General features: G+C 37.0%; 19 protein-coding genes. 16 read left to right on the forward strand and 3 right to left on the reverse strand.

Annotation, left to right across the window (positions count from 1 at the left end):
• Positions 1-24 precede the first annotated feature (24 nt).
• Both BW721_RS00710 and BW721_RS00715 read left to right on the forward strand, forming a co-directional pair.
• Positions 25-1,851 carry an ABC transporter substrate-binding protein gene (locus BW721_RS00710; RefSeq protein WP_076765230.1) on the forward strand — a complete coding sequence of 609 codons (1,827 nt, stop codon included), beginning with the start codon at positions 25-27 and terminating at the stop codon, positions 1,849-1,851.
• Positions 1,852-1,983: 132 nt separating this feature from the next.
• Entirely contained in the window at positions 1,984-2,655 is a 672-nt protein-coding gene (locus tag BW721_RS00715; protein ID WP_076765232.1) for a deoxynucleoside kinase, read from the forward strand.
• 215 nt (positions 2,656-2,870) lie between these two features.
• Here BW721_RS00715 and BW721_RS00720 read toward each other — a convergent pair whose 3' ends face one another.
• Complete coding sequence (locus BW721_RS00720) at positions 2,871-2,978, reverse strand: AbgT family transporter (RefSeq protein ID WP_232222952.1); 108 nt, start codon at positions 2,976-2,978, stop codon at positions 2,871-2,873.
• Positions 2,979-3,202: 224 nt separating this feature from the next.
• On the opposite strand from BW721_RS00720, the gene BW721_RS00725 reads away from it, so the two are divergent.
• The 14 genes from BW721_RS00725 to BW721_RS00790 all read left to right on the forward strand — a co-directional run bounded on the left by BW721_RS00725 (position 3,203) and on the right by BW721_RS00790 (position 16,273).
• Positions 3,203-3,997: a Cof-type HAD-IIB family hydrolase gene (locus BW721_RS00725; protein WP_076765234.1), complete on the forward strand. Its 795-nt coding sequence runs from the start codon at positions 3,203-3,205 to the stop codon at positions 3,995-3,997.
• Positions 3,998-4,446: 449 nt separating this feature from the next.
• On the forward strand, positions 4,447-4,536 hold the full coding sequence (locus tag BW721_RS12290; protein WP_076765236.1) for an FAD-linked oxidase C-terminal domain-containing protein: 90 nt from the start codon (positions 4,447-4,449) through the stop codon (positions 4,534-4,536).
• A 116-nt stretch (positions 4,537-4,652) separates the two neighbouring features.
• Positions 4,653-5,084, forward strand: a complete 432-nt coding sequence (locus BW721_RS00735; RefSeq protein ID WP_076765238.1) for a CopY/TcrY family copper transport repressor — start codon at positions 4,653-4,655, stop codon at positions 5,082-5,084.
• A 16-nt stretch (positions 5,085-5,100) separates the two neighbouring features.
• On the forward strand, positions 5,101-7,566 hold the full coding sequence (locus tag BW721_RS00740) for a heavy metal translocating P-type ATPase (RefSeq protein ID WP_076765240.1): 2,466 nt from the start codon (positions 5,101-5,103) through the stop codon (positions 7,564-7,566).
• Entirely contained in the window at positions 7,566-7,769 is a 204-nt protein-coding gene (locus BW721_RS00745) for a heavy-metal-associated domain-containing protein (RefSeq protein WP_076765242.1), read from the forward strand. The genes BW721_RS00740 and BW721_RS00745 overlap by 1 nt, the downstream gene beginning before the upstream one ends.
• Before the next feature lie 378 nt (positions 7,770-8,147).
• The gene (locus BW721_RS00750; protein WP_076765244.1) at positions 8,148-8,891 is read left to right on the forward strand and encodes a 3D domain-containing protein; all 744 of its coding nucleotides are present in this window, start codon (positions 8,148-8,150) and stop codon (positions 8,889-8,891) included.
• A 123-nt stretch (positions 8,892-9,014) separates the two neighbouring features.
• Positions 9,015-10,016, forward strand: a complete 1,002-nt coding sequence (locus BW721_RS00755) for a biotin--[acetyl-CoA-carboxylase] ligase (protein ID WP_076765246.1) — start codon at positions 9,015-9,017, stop codon at positions 10,014-10,016.
• Positions 9,997-10,509 carry a biotin transporter BioY gene (locus tag BW721_RS00760; RefSeq protein WP_076765247.1) on the forward strand — a complete coding sequence of 171 codons (513 nt, stop codon included), beginning with the start codon at positions 9,997-9,999 and terminating at the stop codon, positions 10,507-10,509. The genes BW721_RS00755 and BW721_RS00760 overlap by 20 nt, the downstream gene beginning before the upstream one ends.
• A 395-nt stretch (positions 10,510-10,904) precedes the next feature.
• Entirely contained in the window at positions 10,905-11,885 is a 981-nt protein-coding gene (locus tag BW721_RS00765; RefSeq protein WP_076765249.1) for an ABC transporter substrate-binding protein, read from the forward strand.
• Positions 11,886-12,225: 340 nt separating this feature from the next.
• Complete coding sequence (locus tag BW721_RS00770) at positions 12,226-12,933, forward strand: hypothetical protein (protein WP_076765252.1); 708 nt, start codon at positions 12,226-12,228, stop codon at positions 12,931-12,933.
• Positions 12,934-13,003: 70 nt separating this feature from the next.
• On the forward strand, positions 13,004-13,837 hold the full coding sequence (locus tag BW721_RS00775; protein ID WP_076765254.1) for a CapA family protein: 834 nt from the start codon (positions 13,004-13,006) through the stop codon (positions 13,835-13,837).
• A 42-nt stretch (positions 13,838-13,879) separates the two neighbouring features.
• Positions 13,880-14,527 (forward strand): tetratricopeptide repeat protein, encoded by a 648-nt coding sequence (locus BW721_RS00780; protein ID WP_076765257.1) that lies wholly within the window; start codon positions 13,880-13,882, stop codon positions 14,525-14,527.
• Between the two features lie 103 nt (positions 14,528-14,630).
• Entirely contained in the window at positions 14,631-15,755 is a 1,125-nt protein-coding gene (locus BW721_RS00785) for a PfkB family carbohydrate kinase (RefSeq protein WP_076765258.1), read from the forward strand.
• A 107-nt stretch (positions 15,756-15,862) separates the two neighbouring features.
• Entirely contained in the window at positions 15,863-16,273 is a 411-nt protein-coding gene (locus BW721_RS00790; RefSeq protein WP_076765259.1) for a universal stress protein, read from the forward strand.
• Between the two features lie 73 nt (positions 16,274-16,346).
• On the opposite strand, the gene BW721_RS00795 is transcribed toward BW721_RS00790, so the two are convergent.
• Both BW721_RS00795 and BW721_RS00800 read right to left on the reverse strand, forming a co-directional pair.
• Positions 16,347-19,406 (reverse strand): AAA family ATPase, encoded by a 3,060-nt coding sequence (locus tag BW721_RS00795; RefSeq protein WP_076765260.1) that lies wholly within the window; start codon positions 19,404-19,406, stop codon positions 16,347-16,349.
• Positions 19,403-20,536, reverse strand: coding sequence for an exonuclease SbcCD subunit D (locus BW721_RS00800; RefSeq protein WP_076765261.1), 1,134 nt, complete (start codon positions 20,534-20,536; stop codon positions 19,403-19,405). Before BW721_RS00800 ends, BW721_RS00795 begins: the two co-directional genes overlap by 4 nt.
• Positions 20,537-20,597: the final 61 nt, after the last annotated feature.

Consider the following 20,597-nt stretch of genomic DNA (forward strand, 5'->3'; position numbering starts at 1 on the left):
AACAACAAACGGAGGAGAATAAAGATGAAGAAAAAATTACTACCTTTTATTGCAACTGCTGCTATGGTATTGGCAGCTTGCTCGGTTCAAACTGAAGGCGATGCGAATCAAACATCTGGTAATACAGACAGTGCTGCAACAGTCGATGTTGCCGAAAAAACAACGATTGAAATTTTAGGAACAAGTGCAAATGAAACGGACATGAATATCGTCCGCGACCAACTGATTAAAAATGGCTTTGATGTCAAATTAAATACCCAACCTGATTATGCGAGCTTTACCTCTCAAAAAGAAGCAGGTAACTATGATCTAGCTATTTCGAGCTGGACAACAGTAACAGGTAACCCTGACTATGCGGTTCGTTCACTATTTATTACAGGTGGGGACTATAGTATTATGTCAAACCCTGATGTCGATGCTTTAATTAATCAAGCAGCTCTTGAAACACCAGAAGAGTATGTATCAACTTATAAAGAGTTGGAAGATGTTTTAGTAACGGAGAATGCTTATATCGTTCCCTTGTATACGTCTTTAAAAGCACAAGCTTTTAATAAAAATGTCTTACAAGCAGATTCTATTCGTCTATCGAAATCACGTGCATTTGCTTGGGAACCAGTTTCTTTTGTTGACGAGTCCCTAAATGACACGGATACGTTGCTATTAACGCAAACAATGGGGAACTTAACATCACTTGACCCAATTAAAGGAAATGATGGTTCAATCAACCAATTAAATACGAATATGTATGTGCGTTTAGTGAACTTAACAGATGACGATAAGGTTGTTTCTGACGGTTCATTATCATACAGCCATGCGATTGCTGAAGGTAATTCAGACTATTACTTTGTGTTAAGAGATGATATTAACTTTGCAAAAGTAGAAAACAATCAAGCTGTCGATACAGGTGAATTAGTTAGCGGACAAGATGTTATCTTCTCACTAAACCGTGCTAAAGATGCAAATTCAGTCCCTGACCACCGTACATACTCATTGCACGAACATATTAATACTGTAGAATTGGTAACCGATTTAAGCGAATTAGAATCAGCTCAACTATCTGATGGTTCAGCAACCGTTCTTGAAGCTTTGGAAGCTGATTTACCTGCTGGTTTAACTGAAGCAGTTGAAGCAGTAGACCAAGTGGATAATGCAGCAGGTCGTTACCAAGTGCTTAAGTTGACAACAACAGAGCCTTTCCCACAAGTATTAAACTACCTAGCTCACCAATCAGCAGGTATTGTTTCTGAGAAACAAGTGACAGCAATCAATACGTATGATGTAGCAAGCTACGATGTGAATACAGATATTGCTTACGGTGATCAACGTGCTGTAACAGAAGGCGCAACTTACGATAACCACCTTTATACAAGTGGTCCATATACGATGATTCAAAAGAATGACTACGAAGCTGTTTTCCAAAAAAATCCAGCTTACATGACAGGAACAGAGCACGAAGCTAATATTGCTAACGTCACTGTTCGCTTTATTGCCGATTTAGATAGTGCGCTATCTTCATTACGTTCTGGTGAAATCCACTTATTGTACGGATTGGATGAAACGAAATATGATATCGTAGAAGGCGAAGAAGCTCTAGCACTTCAAAGTATTCCAAGTAACGGTGTAGCTTATATGTTATTTAATACAAGTGGCCGTGACGTTTCTGACAGTGCTGACTTGCGTAAGGCAGTTTTATATGCGATTAACCAAGATGAAATTAACGCAGCATACGCTGGTAACAAACTAAAAGCTTACTCAACTGTTAGTCCATTAGTTGAAACAGGAAATGAATTAGTAGCTGATCCAGCTAAAGTAGAAGAATTCTACCAAAACTATGTAGATTCAGCAGAATAATAATTGACGCTCTCAGAAGACTCCTTTCTGAGAGCTTTTTTATTCGGATTATCATAAAAAAATACTATATATTGCTTATTGGAAATGATACAATACTAAATGTTGTTATTTTAACAAAAGGGAAGGGATCTGATGAGTGTGATCGTTTTGGCAGGTATGATTGGAGCAGGTAAATCAACCTATACAGAATTCATAGCAAGAGAAATGGGGACACAAGCGTTTTATGAGAGTGTTGACCATAATCCAATTTTAGATAAATTTTATGAAAACCAAGAAAAATGGGCTTTTAGCCTACAAATCTTCTTTTTAAATGCACGCTTTAGAAGCATTAAAGCCGCTCTAAGCGACAATAATAATGTTCTGGACCGTTCCATTTATGAAGATGCCTTGTTTACTAAGGTGAATCATTTACAAGGAAACATTTCTGTTGAAGAAATGGATATCTATAATGATCTCTTAGATAATATGATGGAAGAACTAGATGGTATTCCTAAAAAAGCGCCAGATTTGTTAATTTACTTGGATGGCTCATTTGAAATGATTTTAGAACGTATTAAAAAACGTGGTCGCGATTTCGAGCAAATTGATGATAATCCAGATTTACTTGCTTATTATCGTTTACTTTATGATAACTATGAGCAATGGTATCAAGATTATGACTACAGTGCGAAAATTAAATTATCAATTGATCAATACGATATTGTTGAACGTATGGAAGACAAACAAGCCGTATTAGACATTATTGAAAATGCATTAGCTGAAGCACGCTCGACAGAAGCGATGGCTGCTTTCACAGTAAAATAATAAGAAAAAAGACTGATTGAGTGTCAGTTTGATTACCTATTCGACATAAAAAGTAGAAAACCTGTCGAGTGAACAATGATTTTTCAACAGTTAGCATATCTAGCTCAAAAAGTGTCGACTAAGCAAATGATTCGTCCTCACTCGACACTTTAATAAATAATCAATAAAAAACTTGGAAAAGCAGCCATAATCAGCTACTTTTCCAAGTTTATTTTTTATCTAAAATGCATGTAAGCGTCTGGTCCTACTGGAATACTTGTGAAGTACCAAATAACTATTAAAAGAACCCATGAAATAAAGAAAGCAATTGAATAAAATAACATAGTAGAAATCAACGTTCCTAATCCACTGCGTTTATCATATTGAAGATAAAAAATAAGTTATTTTCTAATAGCATTCTCATCTAGAGTGTAGCCAATATTCTGATAAGTGATTTATTGAAGTTGAAAGAACAATATGTAAGGATATCATGCCCGGCTGTAAAATGAGGCCGATTATTGGTAGAATAGATAGGTACGATTGAAATGGAATAGGGGAGAGTATAAAGATGGTAGTAAAATTAATTGCAGTAGATATGGACGGTACCTTTTTAAATTCAGAAAAAGAATATAATAGAGAACGGTTTTCAAAACTGTTTACTCAAATGAAAGAAAAAAACGTTCGCTTTGTATGTGCGAGCGGCAACCAGTTTCCCCAATTAAAATATTATTTAGAAGACTACCATGATCAAATGACTTTTATCGCAGAAAATGGTGCTTATATTATTGAAAATGGAAAAGAATTAGATAGTGCTCTTATCTCGATGGACGTGGTTAGTCATGCGATACACACACTTAGAGAGTATGGAAACGTGCCGTTTATCTTATGTGGTAAAAATGGTGCCTATGTTCATACCGATATTCCTAGTGATTACTATAAAATGTTCCAAAAATATTTCCGTAACCTTGTTCAAGTTACTAACTTTGATAATATTAACGATGATATTTTTAAATTTGCTACAGCATTTCCAGAAGAAGAAGTTCCTAAAGTACTAGATTATTTACATGGTGAACTAAATGGTGATTTAATCCCAGTAGCGAGTGGCTTTGGTTTTGTTGATTTGATTCAACCAGGTATGCATAAAGGGCGTGGGATCCGTATCCTTCAAGAAAAATGGGGTATCACAAAGGAAGAATCAGCTGCTTTTGGAGATAGCCCGAATGATATTGAAATGCTAACAGAAGTTGGTCATAGCTTTGTTATGTCAAATGGCCATCCTGATGTGAAGGCCGTATCAAAAACTGAAATTGGCAGTAATGAAACAGAAAGCTTGTTAGACACAATAGAAGAACTTTTAAACTAAATAGAAGAGAGACTATATAATGGTAGCTTTTGCAAATAAAGAGGAGCCATTGCATGAGGTAAAAAAGAAAATAAATTAGCTTTTCCAAATCAAAAAGGATAAGCCTATCTCTTGATAATATTAGATGGAGATAGTAATGAATCGATTGAGCAAAGTGTTTTAAACTAACATTGTATTGAATTATTACCATTGATTGATATTAGCAAAGAACATACAGCATGGTATTTAAAAGATCGCCTTCTCGCATCTGTTGTGAGTTATTGGAAACAGGTGACAATGGATGAGATTGTTCCAATTAATCATATCGATACCCTCTATCGTTATAGGAAAGTATTAGAGGAAGAGAGCGGCTTGAAGCTAATTTACACACTTGTATTACGAGAGGTGATATCCAAAGTCAAGCTGTATGGGAAGAAAAAGGTGACTTAAGAGCAACCTATTTCCATCAAATGACAGCTGATATTAATCTTGAATTGATGAGGAATATCAAATCGGTGTTTGATCCTAACCATCTGTTAAATCCAGGTAAAGTTTTATAAGACAAGAAACCACTAGCGAATAGGTTAGTGGTTTTTTTGTTGACAAAAATCGTTTACGGATGTAAACTATAAATATGAGTTGATTACAAATGTAAACGAAAGGCGGTAATCGTACGATGCAACAAGCAATTGAAAGCAAAATATCTGATGCAGAGTGGGAAATTATGCGAGTGATTTGGACAAACCAACCTGTAACGAGTCGTTTTATTAGCAATGTATTAATGGAAAAAATGAGTTGGAAAGCTGCAACAATAAAAACATTAATTGGACGTCTAGTGGATAAAGGCGTTGTTTCTACTGAACAAGAAGGTAATAAATATCTTTACTCAGCAATCCAAACTGAGGAAGAAAGTATTCAGTCAATGACCTCAGCTGTTCTTAATCATATTTGTTCAACAAAGGTAGGACATGTATTAGCTAATTTGGTGGAAGACTCTCAACTGAGTCAAGCAGATTTAGACAAACTAGCTACTATTATTCAAGAAAAACGACAGACAGCGCCAGCTTCTGTTGCCTGTAACTGTATACCCGGCCAGTGCCACTGTTAATAAAAGGAGTGAGACCATGAAACAAGAGACTTATAATATAGAAGGTATGTCTTGTGCGAGTTGCGCTCAGGCAGTAGAAAAAGCTGCAGTTAAAGTGGCAGGGGTTGATCAAGCCTCTGTTAACTTAGCAACTGAAAAACTAACTGTTTCTTCAAAACATACTATTGATTTTACCCAAATTGAGCGAGCGATAACTGAAGCTGGTTATAAAGCTATCGAACCGCTGACAACTAAAGTATTTGATATAGAAGGAATGTCCTGTGCTAGCTGTGCCCGGTCCGTAGAAAAGGCAGTTGGGAAATTAGTTGGAGAAGGCTATGCGTCTGTTAACTTAGCCACAGAAAAATTATCAGTTCAATATCCGGCTGATCGTATTTCTACAAAGGCGATTATGGATGCAGTTCATGAATCAGGTTACCAAGCGAAGGAAGTTATCGATACGGTTGATCAAGATCGTGAAAAGAAACAAGAACATATTAAAGGAATGTGGCGGCGATTTTGGTTATCAGCCATCTTTACCATTCCATTATTCTATATTTCAATGGGACATATGATTGGGTTACCTATTCCAAGTGTGATTGATCCCATGCATCATGCTACGGCATTCTCAGTCATTCAATTTATTTTAACTCTGCCTGTTATGATAATCGGTAAAAAATTCTTTACATCAGGATTCAAGGCACTTGTTAAGGGACATCCTAATATGGATTCTCTCGTTTCACTAGGAACAAGTGCTGCCTTTCTTTATAGTGTATATGCGACTGTTCGTATTTTTAATGGTGAAGCAGATTTTGCGATGGCACTCTATTATGAGTCGGCAGCTGTTATCTTGACTCTCATTACACTCGGAAAATATTTTGAAGCAGTATCCAAAGGTAAAACATCTGAAGCTATAAAAACGCTGATGGGATTAGCTCCTAAAACAGCTCGAGTTATGAGAGAAGGTAAGGAAGTTGAGATTCCAATAGATGCTGTAGAAGTAGGCGATCAGCTTGTAGTAAGACCAGGAGAAAAAATCGCTGTGGACGGAGTGATTGTAGAAGGAAGAACGTCTATTGACGAAGCTATGTTGACTGGGGAAAGTCTACCTGTTGAGAAGGAAGTAGGCGATCAGGTTATTGGGGCATCGATTAATCAAAATGGAACCATCACTTATGAAGCAACTAAGGTTGGAAAAGACACAGTGCTATCTCAAATCATTACGCTTGTTGAAAATGCTCAAGGTTCAAAAGCTCCCATTGCTAAAATGGCTGATAAAATTTCAGGAATATTTGTTCCTATTGTCATCGGATTAGCAATTTTATCTGGCTTAGCTTGGTATTTCTTAGGCCAAGAATCTTGGGTTTTTGCATTAACCATTACTATTTCTGTATTAGTTATTGCCTGTCCATGTGCACTAGGGCTTGCAACGCCAACAGCGATTATGGTTGGAACAGGAAAGGGTGCTGAGAATGGCGTGTTGATTAAAAGTGGTGAAGCACTCGAAACAACACACAGTATTCAAACCGTTGTTCTCGATAAAACGGGAACAATCACAGAAGGTAAGCCGAAAGTAACGGATATCATCACTTTAGCAGATTTATCAGAGAATGATTTATTAGGTCTCGCTGCATCAGCAGAAGTTGGATCGGAACATCCTTTAGGGGAAGCTATTGTGAGGGAAGCCTTAAACCGTCAACTAACTTTAGAAAAAACAAGTCATTTTCAGGCAATTCCGGGTCATGGTATCAGTGTTTCTATAGAAGAAAAAACAGTTCTACTCGGAAACTTAAAACTGATGAGTGATAACCAGATCGAGTTAGGCCACTTAGAGACGTCTGCTCATCAACTAGCCTCACAAGGAAAAACACCGATGTATTTAGCGTTAGATAATGAAATTCAAGGCATTGTTGCTGTTGCAGATACTTTAAAAGTGAACAGCAAAGAGGCTGTTCGAACTTTACAACAAATGGGACTTGAAGTTGTCATGATGACAGGCGATAATAAACAAACAGCAGAAGCAATTGCAAGAGAAGTCGGTATCAAGCGTGTATTAAGCGATGTTTTACCAGAAGATAAAGCCTTCCATGTCAGTGAATTACAAAAAGAAGGCAAAAAAGTTGCGATGGTCGGAGATGGTATTAATGATGCCCCAGCTCTGGCACAGGCAGATATTGGTATGGCGATTGGAAGTGGAACGGATGTTGCAATTGAGTCAGCAGATATTGTTCTGATGCATAGTGATTTAACAGATGTACCAACCGCAATTGAATTAAGCCGAGCAACCATTAAAAATATCAAGGAAAACTTATTCTGGGCCTTTGCCTATAATGTGTTAGGGATTCCAGTTGCTATGGGGTTATTACATATCTTTGGTGGCCCGTTACTTAATCCGATGATTGCTGGAGCGGCGATGAGCTTCAGCTCTGTTTCAGTATTACTTAATGCATTACGCTTGAAACGATTTAAAGCTAAGAAACAAAATGGAAGGGGAGAGAAATAATGGCAGTAGAAATAAAAATTGATGGTATGAAGTGCGAGGGTTGCGCAACAACTGTTAAAGAACGGTTTGAATCAATTGAAGGTGTCACAAACGTTACAGTTGATCGCGAAGCCAAAAAAGCAGTAGTTGATAGCTCTAGACCAATTGAAGAGCTAGAATTCTCAAATGCATTAGCAGAAACCAAGTTTACGGTCGTTAAATAAAGTAAATATTGTGTAAAAAAGTCGACGTTCAAACGTCGACTTTTTTTGTGCAAACTTTTGTTTGGAAAAAACACATAAGAAAGCTTGTCTTATCAATAAAAATTAGAAAATAATGACAATTCTAATGTTACAAAAACAAATGTTTCTTGAAATCTATGTAATATTTGAGTTTGTTTTGTAATGAACACCCTTTCTTAATACAAAACCATTAAGGCATGTTGACAATAAGGTGTAAATGCCCATAATAGCAAAAAAAAGTGTTAGGATTACTTTGGCTTTGAAAGACATCCCTTTTTGAAAGGAACAAAAGGTGATGAAATTTGTATATAGCAGGCTGAAGAACAGCCACGGTTTCTAAGAAAGGAAAGAAATATAAACATGACAATCAAAAGAAAATTATTCGTAACAGGTGCTTCAATTGCTTTTTCAGGTATTTTAGCATTTGCAAACCCAACTGAAGCAAGTGCAGCTACATGGACAGCTCGCTCAGTTGACGAAATTAAACAAGATATTCAAGAAGATGAAAATGGTAGCAACTACATGGTAACATGGGGCGATACTTTATCAGCTATCGCAGCAGCAACAGAAATTTCATTAGATACACTAGTAGAAGTAAATAACATTTCAAATGCGGATATGATCATTGTAGGAAACAAAATTTCTCTGTCATCTGACGGTTCAATTGTAACGGTTGGAGAAGGTGAAGAAACACGTTCATACGATGTTAGCCATGAGGAAGAAATTGTAGAAGTTGAAACACCAGTTGTAGAAACTGTCGTAGAAACACCAGTTGTTGAAGAAGTAGTCGTTGAAGAAACAGCACCAGCAACTTCAGAAGGTTATACAATAACTGTTGAAGCAACAGCTTACTCAACAAACCAACCATCATTAAGTGACTACACTTATACTGGCATTAACTTACGTCAAACACCAAACGTTATTGCGGTTGACCCAAGTGTTATTCCATTAGGTTCAACAGTAGTTATTCCAGGATACGGTACATTTATTGCTGGAGATACTGGTTCAGCAATCATTGGAAACAGAATTGATGTTCATATTACTGATTTAAACGCTGCTTGGGCATTTGGTCGTCAAACAATGACCATTACAGTTTTACCTTAATAGAATATAACAGAAGAGAGCTAAGCTGCTCTCTTTTTTTGCGCACATTGTTAACCTTTATAAAAAAAGTAGTTGACAATAGCTGGCGGGTTCTATAAAATAAGTGAAAAATGAGGTGGTAGCATGTCAACGAAAGATAAAGTACTAGCATTACTTGAACATAATAAAGAAAAAATCTATTCCGGACAACTGATTGCAACACAGCTAGGTGTAAGTCGGACGTCAGTTTGGAAGGCGATCCAAAGTTTACGAGCGGAAGGCTACCTTATAGAGTCTGGAACCAACAACGGTTATCGATTATCTTCTCAATCAGATGTATTAAACCAAGAGCAAATTCAATCGAAACTAGACCATGATGTGACCGTTATAACATATGCTAGTATTGGATCTACTAATTCAGAAGCTAAGCGATTATTAGAGACTCAACTTAGTGGTAATTTTTTAGTTGTGAGTGATGAACAAACGGCTGGGCGAGGGAGACACGGACGCTTTTTTTATTCTCCTGAAAAAACAGGCTTATATATGAGTCTTGCACTTCAGCATATTTCTTCAGAAGTTGATGCGGCATTGCTGACGACAGCTGCAGCTGTAGCCGTTTGTCAGTCTATTGAAGGTATGACCTCGTTAAGCCCTAAAATTAAGTGGGTTAATGATATTTTTCTAAATGGACGGAAAATTTGCGGTATTTTAACAGAAGGCATAATGAATTTTGAAACTCAGTCGGTTGAATCCATTATTTTAGGTATTGGCATAAATATTTCAGTGGATAGAGAGCAATTACCAGAGGACTTAAAAAATAAAGTTGGTGGAATAACCAATCACTCAAGTGGCACGATTAATCGTAATAATTTAACTGTCAGCATCATTAATAACTTCTTAGCAATTTATCAGAATATTAATAACAGAAATTTTTTAGAAGACTATCGGAAAAGGTGCTTCGTTTTAGGCAAAACAATTACGTTTAAGCAAAAACAAGAACAAATTAGAGCGGTTGCGGAAGAGATAGACAATGATGGTGGATTAGTTGTTCGCCTAGAAGATGGTAGTCATAAGATATTATCATATGGAGAAATTAGCATTCAAATGCGAGAAGGAGAAGGATTTTATGAAACTAAATACTCGTGATTTATCAAGAATCAGTTTAATGGCAGCCTTAAGTTTTATTGGGGGCTTCATTAGCATTCCTATTGGTCCTGTTCCAGTGACTCTTCAGACCTTATTTGTTCTATTAACGGCACTATTGTTAAACCCACAAAGCGCTTTTTTTGCACAACTATTACATTTACTTTTATCTGTCCTAGTAAGAGGAGGGCAAATTTTTCTAAGTCCTAGTTTTGGTTTTTTAATTGCATTTATAATCGTGGCCCCTGTTATTTCTTACTTAAAAAAGACTGGGAAAGTGACGGCTGATCGTTATTTAGTTATACTAGCTACCGGGCTTATTTACGTCATCGGAACACCATATATGGCAATTATATTGAATGTCTTCTTAGAGCTTGGTTTATCTTTTAGCCAATTATTAATAAGCGGTGTGTTATTGTTTTTACCGGGAGATGGCATAAAGGCTGTATTAGCGGTAGTTTTAGCCAATCGATTAAGAAAAATTATCAAACATTAGTTTTTTGCTCATTTAGTTTTAATTTTATCATTGACTTCTCATAATAACTCCAGTATGATGGCATTACTAAATAAAAGATGTGAGGAATTTCTATGAAAATTAAAATAAAATCACTTAATCAATTGCATAGCTTTTACTTTAGCTTCTTTAGGGAACGTTTGTAGACATGAATTCATGGATGCAAACGTGACAAACAACGTTTGTATCTATGAGGCTAGAGTTACTTTGCATGAGCAAATGCCACATAGATGAAAATCTGAGTGGTGTTAGTAAAACTGATTTTATTGGTTACTAATAGAAATTCATGAACCCATTCAGATGATTAAAAATCTGAATGGGTTTTTTTGGTTTTATTTCATAATAGATACTCACAACATTCTGGGAGGAATATAGAGATGATGAAACAATGGATGAGGAAAATAGGTTTGACATTAGGGGCAGGCGTCTTGCTGGCAGCTTGTGGCGGATCAGATGAAAATACAGCGAACGATGGTGCTAACAAGGAACTTACTATTGGAATTTTACAATTAATGGATCATGAATCATTAAACGCATCACGTCAAGGCTTTGTCGATGTATTAGAAGAAGCAGGTTATCTAGAAGGTGAGAACCTAACATTAGATTATCAAAATGCACAAGGTGACCAAGCCAATCTTCAAACCATGTCTGAACGTTTAGCAGGGGATAATGATTTGATTTTAGCGATAGCAACACCAGCTGTTCAATCACTAGCCAATATAGAAAAAGACACACCAATTTTATTCACAGCAGTTACTGACCCAGTGGATGCTGGACTTGTTGCTAGCTTAGAAAAACCAGGTGCAAATATTACAGGTACAACGGATGCAGGTCCGATTGAGGAGCAAGTCAAATTACTATTATCTGTTGCAGAAGATGCTGAGAATATCGGTATCATCTACAATTCTAGTGAGCCAAATTCTGTTATTCAAGCTGATCAAGCGAAAGCAATTCTTGAAGAAAATGGTCAAAATGTGGTTGTTTTAACTGTATCTTCAACTAATGATGTACAACAAGCTATGGAGTCACTGGCTCAAGATGTTGATGGTGTTTATATTCCGACAGATAATACGCTGGCAAGTACAATGGCAACCGTAGCCCAAGTAGCAAAAAATTATAAGCTACCGGTTGTTGCAGCAGCAGCAGACCAAGTGTTAGACGGTGGTCTAGCAACATACGGTATTGATTACTATGAATTAGGTCGCCAAACTGGTGAGATGGCACTAGACATTCTAGAAAATGGAGCGACAACTGCTGATATGGCAGTACAGTCTTCTAAAAATTTAGAATTGGTCGTAAATGAGGAAATGGCAGAGGCCTTGGGTATTGACCCGGCTTCAATCACTGTTCCTGAATAAAAAAATAATGCCGTGTAGCAGAAAGTAGCTACACGGTTTTTCTTATAGACTAGGGGATTATAAGTTCAGCCATCAATGTCTAGCTCCCAAGTCCTGACCTAGTGAAAAAAAGATAAATTTGCCCCATTGCGCGCTTCGCTGCTCGCTAACGCATATCATTCGACTAACCCGCTGAAGCGTGAAGTCTCCTGACAATTCAGGGTCAAATTTCCTATTTTTTCATAGGCCAAGGCGGACTTGTCCGCTTTTCTTATTAGTCGTTTTTGTTCATTTTTTCAGACACTTCATTTATAATATACTTATATAGATCGAATGATGATTTGAGAGAGGGGCGTTTGTCATGTTTATTAAAAACGTTATTCCTACAAATTACAATCAAAAGCTTAATCCAGAAGAGTTATTACCTTACAATGAAGCCTACTATAAAAAATGTTTATTAGAATTAGATTCATTATCAGAATCAAAAACACAAGCCTTTAAATTAGAAATTTGCCAACTTGTGTTATTAAAAATTAAAGAGGCACAATTAGATGGCAAGCGAGCAGATGAAGAATTCGGTGTTGACCACAGATTGTTTGTTGAGAAAGTCATCTACAAGAGAAATAAGCTACGTCCTATTAACATTATTAAGGATCGTTTTCAGTTTCCGTTGTATGCGTTCTCTCTTTATTTAGTCGCCTATGCGTTTTTTGCTTTCTTGTTAGGAGCTTGGTACGGCCATAGCTTTAGTGAGACGATGGCTATACCGATTCCTTTTAGTCTACTAGGTGTTTTACTGAACTTTTTTGTTTTAGTTTTTGCCTATGTCTATTTGTTTTACCAACGTCAAAAAGCAGAATTGTTGTATCGAACTAGCAAACAGTTTACTACATACAGAGACTATATCAGCTATTCCCTAATCGTTGTGTCTTTCTTAGCAGCTTATGGATTATTACGATTGCGGCTAACTCTTTATCATTTACCTTTATGGCAAGTTCTTTTAATAGGTAGTGTGGGAGTTATTCTAGCATGGAGAAGATTTGTAACAACAAAAACATTACCGCTATAAACAGATTTCCTTTAGAAACGAGATTGTTTTTAAAGGAAATTTTTTATAGCCTTTCCGTTGAGGTGATAAAATGAAAAAAGTAGCGACAATGATGTTAGCAATCGTTCTAGCATCTTGCCAACCTAACGAACAGATTGATGAACAAACATCATCAGATATTGAGTTTACAAATAATGTGGAGGCTAGTTCAGAAGAAGAAAGCGAAGAAGCAGTCATCATTTCATTTGTTGGAGTGGGAGATAATCTAATACACGATTCAATTATCGCCGATGTGTATCAAGAGGATGGTAGTTATGATTTCACGCCAATCTACAAGCATATTGCGACCGACATTCAAGATGCAGATTTAGCCTTTTTAAATCAGGAAACCATTTTGGCTGGGACAGATTATCCATATACGGGCTATCCTGCTTTTAATACGCCTAATGAAATGGCTGGAAATATGGCTGATTTAGGCTTTGATTTAGTTAATGGTGCAACGAATCATACGCTTGATTACGATTATCCTGGTGCTATTCACGCTATTGAAGTTTGGAGTAACTATCCTGATCTTATCTATACAGGAACTTATTTAAGCGAAGCTGATCGGTTAAGTATTCCGACTATTGAGCGAAAAGGGGTTACCTTTTCATTTTTGTCCTATACTTATGGAACGAATGGTATTGAACCAGATACGGATTGGCGTGTATCCTACTTTGATGAGAAACTTATTCGTGATGATGTAAAACGAGCAAAAGAATTGAGTGATGTTGTCATTGTTTCTGCCCACTGGGGAGACGAAAATACGTCTGAGATTAATGATTTTCAGCGTTATTATGCTCAATTATTCGCCGATTTAGAGGTTGATGTCGTTGTTGGAACCCATCCGCATATTTTACAAGGCCATTTCCCTCGTGTACTATGAAGAAGAGAACATCCTCATTAAATAATGAAGGGGTGAAACGGTATGACAATGAATCAAATTAAAGAGTTGGCCGACAGGGCAATGACATTACATGAAAAGGAGGACTATGCAGAAGCGGAACGGTTGTTTTTGGAGGCGCTTTATTTGATTGATGATAAAGATAGCCAGCTATATCAATTACTTGTTTATGGATTAGGAGTAAACTACAGTTTGCAAGGAAATTATGATGGTGCTAGGAGTTGCTTTGAAGAAGGGCGTTTAAATGCTCGCAAAGCCAATAATGTCGACTTTGAGATGGATATGCTTCGCGAATTAGTCAAAACTTCCAGAGCCACAAAAGACTACGATTCAGCAAAACTATTATTAGAGGAAGAAATTCTGTATCGAGAACAATATGCTCCAAATGATAGGAGTTCTCTTTCTGCGACTTGGTTTGAGAAAGCAATAATCTATATGGAGGAAAATCACCCTAAAAAAAGTGAAGAAGCACTCATACAGGCAATGACCTATGCAAAACAGGCAGACGATGAAGAGGGGCTAGCCTATTTATTAATGACGATGGGTGATTTTTATCAGAAAAATAAGCAATCAGAACAAGCAATACAATATTATGAAGAAAGTCTACAAAAATTTAAACAGTTAGATAAAAGACTGGAAATAGCTGTGATTGAATCAATCCTTGGTGGTTGATGAATTGTTACAATCGCCTAACGATTTCTTTTTACTAATTGCGAAGGCAATAAGGAATTGATATGATAGACGGTATGATTGAATACAGAGAGGGCAATGACATATGATTCTGAATGAGAAAGAGTCCAGAGTTTTTACTTATATAAAGGAAGATCCTTTTATTTCCCAACAAGACTTGGCTGATAAGATTGGTTTATCTCGGCCAGCAGTGGCAAATATTATTTCTGGGTTAGTAAAAAGAGGCTATTTATTAGGAAAAGCCTATGTAGTAAATGAAACAAGACCGATTATCTGTATCGGTGCGGCAGCAATTGATCGAAGATATTTTATTGAAGATGAGTTGATTACAGGAGAATCAAACAAAGTTACCTCTCAAGTGACATTTGGAGGAGTCGCCCTCAGTGTCGCTGAAAATTTAGGTAGACTTCAAGAAGATGTTGTTCTCTTATCACTTTTAGGTGATGATCAAGAAGCGAAATCAATTAAGAAAAATATGCTACCCTTTATGAAGATGAATGAGGTGGAAGAACTTCCAGGTCAATCAACAGGGACATATATGGAAGTTTTAAATAAGCAGCGTGAGATGGTCGTTGGGCTTTCTGAAATGGATATTTATGATCAGATGGATACTAACTGGTTGATGAAGCGGGCATCGTTATTAAAACAAGCTAAAGGAATATGCGTGGATACTAATTTACCAAAGGAAACATGTGAATTATTGATTGATATTGCTTCAAAAAATAAAATTCCACTCGCTATGATGACTGTTTCCGCCCTTAAAGCTCATAATATTCCAGAAAATTTGAAGGGTGTCAAAATCTTTATTACTACTCAAAAAGAAGCAGAGCTGATCTTGAATATGACAATTGAAGATGATGAATCCTTAAAAAGAGCATTGAATCGCTTTCTAGAACGTGGTTGCGAGCATGTCGTTATTATGAATAAAAGTAAATGTGTGCAGTATGCGAGTTCTAAACAAGGTATGATTCGTTTCGATTTACGAAATACAGATTCAGAATCATATGTATGGGGAACAAATGAGGCCCTCATATCAGGTATGCTCTATCGCTATATGCACACAAAAAACTTGATTGATGTTATCCTGACAGGGATCGTCAATGCCGCTAAAACGACAAAATCCTTCTATAAAGTACGTCACGACTTATCGCAGGCACAACTTGAAAAAGATATTAAGGAATTTGGCGAATTAGAATTTGAGAAAATATAAGAATCTGTATCTCAAAAAAGCAAAAACTGTTTTGCCTTTATCTTATTTTGGTGTAAAATAAAGATGAAGGAAGCGTTTTCTGTGTGAGTTGAGAGGAGTTGGATCATATGAGTCATGATTACAAACATATTTTAATTCCTGTAGACGGTTCGCAACAATCGATCAATGCGTTTAAAAAAGCAGTTCAAATTGCCAAACGCAATGACGCTATTTTGCACCTTGTAACAGTTGTCGACAAAAGGAATGATCCTGAAGAAGCTGCCAGCATTGAGCGTGATAAAGAAGGTCTATTCAAATCTTTAGAAGCCCATGCTAGCAAAGAAAACTTGACCATTGAAAAAGATATCAAGTTTGGAAATGCTAAGAAATTAATAGCAGAAGATTTAGTAAAAGACTGGTCGATTGATTTGATTATCATGGGAGCAACGGGAAAAGGTAGAATAGCCAAACTCGTTGTGGGCTCCATCACTAATCATGTGACGCGTCATGCTAGATGCGACGTTCTAATTGTTAAATAATCGGTTATCAGTTTCCATTACACATAGTAAACGTTAAATAAGGCTTGGACAATTGTCCAAGCCTTATTCCTATTTAATACTTAATGGTTAATGAACTACCTTTCGCGGAATGACTTACCTCAATATGGGTTGAAATCCGATTTTTAAGCTCGTCAACGTGGGAAATAACTCCGACCATTCTTCCTAAGGCGTTTAAGTCCATTAAGGTTTGGATGGCATGATCGAGTGATTCAGAGTCCAGTGATCCAAATCCTTCATCAATAAAGAGAGTATCAATATGAACGCCACCACTTTGTTGCTGCATAACATCACTTAATCCTAATGCAAGTGCAAGGGAAGCTTTAAAGCTTTCCCCGCCAGATAACGTTTTAACACTTCTTGTTTGACTAGTGAAATGGTCAAAGACATCAAGCTCGAGTCCTTTAGCCCCGACTCCTTTACCCATCTCTTCAGAGCGACGCAGTAAATAGCGCCCACCTGTCATGTCTTTTAATCGTAAGTTAGCAGCCTTGACGATTTCTTCGTAGTAAATAGCTAGAACATAACGTTCGAAAGAAAGACGACCTGTCTCTTTTGAACTACCATTTGCCACGTCGGCTAAGCGTTTGATTTGGCTATATTTATTTCTAAAATCCTTTAAGCTTCCATAGGTTTCCATAATTGCAGCGTGACTTTTCTCGCCATTTTGTTTCTGCATAAATAGTTTTTTCAGTAAGGCATTAATTTGATTAATTTCTTCCGCTAGCAGACCTTGTGTTATCTCTAGTTGTTCAATATCGGTTGAATCAAATTCAGCGAGTCGCTGCTCTTGTTTGATTAAATTACTTTGATTCGTTTTAAGTCGCTGATCGTAAGTTTCATGCTCTTTATAAAGACGTTGATAGTCTGCCTCACTCAGTAAATGCTCCTCAAAGTCTTCAGCCATATTGGCAGACTTTAATTTTTCTTTGAAAGCTAATTCTGCAGCGTTAAGCGACTGAATGGCTGTTTCCAGCTGGTTGTTGTAGCTGGTTTGCTCTGTCGAACAAATCGCAGTTTCCTTTTCAATCCGATTTAATTCATTTTGAAGAAGGGGATAGTCGGATTCGATTCTATGGATTTGTTGAGTAAGCTCACGTAATAAATTAGTCGTTGCCTGCTTATCTGTTGATGGTAATGACACAATTAGTTGGTTTATTTGCTCACTGACATCTTTTATTTGTGTTTCTTGATTGCTAAGCAAGGTTGTTAATCGCGTTAGCTTCAATTCACATTGACGCTCATCTTCGAGGAACTTATCAAAAAGACTATTTAAGTGATCAAGTTTTTCTATTTGTTGTAACAAGCTTGTTTCTTTTTGGTTTAATTCATTTAGCTTTTCTAAATCTTGATTGTAAGCGAGTTGCGTCACTGTTTTTTCATTTTCACAATCGGCTTGAATAATGTCTAGCTGGTCTTCTTTTTCCTTTATCTGCTCCAATAAACTTCCTACACGGCTTGCCAAGCGGGCGTATTCGGCTTGTATCTGTTCATTTTCCGCGTGGTAACGGTCCAAATCTTCTTTAGTCGGTGCTTGTGGGTTTGTTTCAGCCAAATGAGGGTGATCAAACGAGCCACAAACTGGACAAGCAAGGTCTACTTTCAGATCTGACGCTAAAAGACCTGCTAAATTATCATAGTAAAGTTGTCGCATCTCTTGTAGTTGCTTATGAGAATATGTCGCATCTTTTCTGAGTTGAATGAGTTGATCTGACTCTGATTGCCATTGATTAGTGAGCTTTATGAATTCTTCTAAGTTCTTCAATCTCAGCAGGCTATTATCACGTTGCTTTTCTGTCTCTTGCTTATCTTTTTCTAAACTTTCTTTTGCTTTTTTTGCGTCATTAACAGCCTGAATAGCTTGTTGGCTTGTTTGTTTCTCTTTTTGTAACTGTTCAAGTAATTGGTTGGTTTGTTTCAATTCATCTTGATTTGTCCGAATAAGTTTTTCTAGATTTTCTTTTTCAGCTTGCTTGTTTTCGACTTGCTCAAAGGCTTCTAATTGCTTCTCGTATTCTTTTTCTTGTTTTCGCCAATCGGGTAGTTGTTTGTATTGTTCATTTAGTTTTTCAAACGTTTCTTGTTTTAACCGAGCTTCTTTTTTTAGGTTTTCAAGCTTTTCGGAAGTTGTCGAAAGACTAGTCTTTAATGAGTTGATGCTTATTTTTTCACGTTCGATAAGCTGTTTGGCTTCTAAACAGCCTTGCGCTTTTTCAAAATGAACTAGGTTTTGCTTTATTTGGGCAAATGCTTCTTTTTGTTGCAGTAAAGCAATTTGCTCTTTTTTTAGACTTTCGTAATGGTTAAGATCAGCCATTTGTTGATCAAGCTGTTTTACTTTTTCTTGTTTGTGTTGGTGTAAAGCCTCTTGTTCAGTAAGTTGCTCCGAAAATAGGTGGTTAAGGTATGATAAGCGATCAAGAATCGTATCAATATCTTCAATTGCAATCGCATCCTGTAAAGGCGCATCTTCAATATCAGTTAAATAACGTAAAGATGTTTTTAACGATACGGACGCTTCATCAGCGTCTTTTTTCAAGTCAGCAACTTGTTTTTTGAGATGATCTTGAAAGGCAAGAATGACGTCAGTTTGGAAAATATTTCTAAAAATCTGTTCTTTATCTTTACTATCCGATTCAAGTAATTTTTTAAATTCACCTTGTGGGAGCATGACAATTTGTTTGAATTGATCATAGGACATTGCTAACAAGGCTTCAATTTCTTGATTAGCATCTTTAATTTTTGTTGTAACACCGGTGTCATGGTAGAAGGCAACGGTCGACTCGTATTGTTTACTAGCGCTTCGCTTGCCGGGCCCCATTTGTCTCGGTGAACGCTCAACTTTGTATTCTTTTCCATTGATTTCAAAAATGAAGCTAACTTGGCAAAGCTCTTGGTCCGTTGCAAAATCTGATTTAAAGTTGTCTTTACTTCGACTATTCCCGCTGGCATCATCGTAAAGGGCATAGGCAATAGCATCGAAAATCGTTGTTTTGCCTGCACCAGTCGCGCCACTAATTAAGAAGAGATTTTGATGGCTGAAACTAGCAAAATCAATGGTTGTTTTTTCTTTATAGGGACCAAAAGCAGTCATTTCTAGTTGAATTGGTTTCATGACAGGCTCCTTTCTGCCGCGTGAAAGGCTTGTTTAATGATTTTTTTCTCATGCTCAGTTAAATTTGTTTCAGTGTGTTCTTCATAGAAGGCTTCAAATAACTCTGGATAAGCAAGCTGTTTCAAATCATCTTGGGTATGGCTTAGTTTAGAATGGTTGTTATCGCGCTGATGAAGGTATTCCAGCCCCATAGCATAAGGATAGCGTTGACGCAGTCGGTTCATGGTATCTGAAATAAGCTGGTCATCTTCTAATTCAAAAAAGATATAATCATCGGATTGACCGGTGATAATGTCATCGAAATAACCTCGTATCACACGCATATCACGCTTAGCTTCGATATAAAGAGGGCTGACAGACACCCGTCCTTTCTCTAAATCTACAATAGATATTTGTTTTTTATGGAAGACTTCTGATTTAGAATATTTCAAAATCGATCCGCTGTAACGAATATGCTCATATTTAATTTTTTGTGGTTTATGAATATGACCGAGAGCGACATAATCAAAGCATTCAAATAATTCAACAGGCACATATTCAGCAGTTCCAATCGTTAATGGTCGTTCTGAATCAGAAGCTTCTATGGATTGGGGCTGGCCATTAATGACATAGCCATGGCCGATATACACATTTAGCTCATCTGGATGAAGTGTTTCTTTAATGGCGTTTATTTGATGGTGGCTAATATCTTCCATCGTTCGAATATCAGGATTACCGACAATTTCGCGAACTTGGGCAGGGTCAGCAAAGGGAACTAAATAAAAATTTACCCCATTGATAGTGACTTTGTTGGTAACTGGTTTTACGGTTCCCTCCATGTAGAGACCATTTTGAGTAAATAGCTGTGACCCATATTCAATGCGTTCATTACTGTCATGGTTGCCAGCAATAACCAAAGTGGGTACCTTAACCTCTTTAATAAGGCGCGTTAGAATATCGTCTGCCAGAGCGACGGCTTCTTTGGAAGGCAGAGACCGGTCATAAAGGTCGCCGGCAATAATAATGAGGTCGAGCTCAAGTGGTTTTATTTTTTCAATAAGTGTTTCTAAAAAATAACGCTGGTCGTCGAGCATAGAAAATTCGTTGACGATTTTTCCTAAGTGCCAGTCGGCGGTATGTAATAGTTTCAAGCGGGCATCTCCTTTGTGGTATCATTTAATTAGTTATGACTATTATAGCAAACGTATATTC

The sequence above is a fragment of the Jeotgalibaca sp. PTS2502 genome, assembly GCF_001975685.1.
GTDB classification, from domain to species: domain Bacteria; phylum Bacillota; class Bacilli; order Lactobacillales; family Aerococcaceae; genus Jeotgalibaca; species Jeotgalibaca arthritidis.